Annotated in this window: 2 protein-coding genes; both read left to right on the top strand. The window is 68.5% G+C overall.

Annotation, left to right across the window (positions count from 1 at the left end):
- Positions 1 to 280 (top strand): hypothetical protein (locus ABTU92_RS30650; protein WP_408095292.1); only part of this gene is annotated, 280 nt, incomplete at its 5' end.
- A gap of 168 nt (positions 281 to 448) precedes the next feature.
- Positions 449 to 892 (top strand): hypothetical protein (locus tag ABTU92_RS30655; protein WP_408095293.1); only part of this gene is annotated, 444 nt, incomplete at its 3' end.

The following is an 892-nucleotide window of genomic DNA, read 5'->3' on the forward strand; positions in this document are numbered from 1 at the left end:
CAGCGCCGACGTGGTGCTCCGCTCCGGATCGGTGATCAACATGGCCGGCGGTCAGATCCGGTACCTGCCCGGCACCGTCCCGGTCACACGGCTGGTCGGCATCAACGGCCGGATCTACACCATGCGCAACGCCGACCCCGACATGGTGTATGTGGGGGTCTTCGGTCAGTTCACGGTCGACCATGCGCGCTGGAACGTCAAGGAGACGTGGTCGATCGGCAGCACCATGGTCGTGCCGGGCTACACGGAAGGCCGTGACGCCGGCGGCATCTCGCTGTAGACACCGACCCCGGTCCTGGCGGGCACCCTGCTGTTCGGATCGCGCCTGGGCGAGCGACAGATCGCCCTCGGGCGCGCACCGAGCATCCACGGCGCGGTTGCGGACACCCAGGCGAAGGGCGACGAGGCGCCGTCACAGGGGTTCCTGACGCTGGTCACGGGATCCTCCGTGATCATCGGCGCCAGCGCGGCCTCGCTCCCCGATGACTTCGACACCACGTACAACCAGAGCGTCTACGCGGCCGACGGACGGGTGATCGCGAAGGGACGCGCGCTGCCGGCGACGAACCCGACGGGCGTGCCGACCGAGGTCGGGTCGGCCAATTTCCGGTCCACCAGCCGATACCAGACGCTCCTTTCGGCCGACCGGCTCTCGGGCTACGGGCTGAGCGCGCTCTCCATCACCTCCAACGATCTCGTCGTGACGGCGGACAGCAGCTTGCGTCTGGCGGCGGGCGGAGCATTTTCGGCGACGACCGGTGGCGCCATCGACATCGCCGGAACCGTGGCGGCCGCGGGCGGCAAGATCAAGTTGTTGAACGACGGCTGGGCTGCCAGCGTCGGCCAGAAGCTGGCGATCTCGCCGCTCTTCAGAGTGTCCGTGACGAAGTCG

This window comes from Rhodoplanes sp. SY1 (genome assembly GCF_046000175.1).
Lineage (GTDB): Bacteria > Pseudomonadota > Alphaproteobacteria > Rhizobiales > Xanthobacteraceae > Rhodoplanes.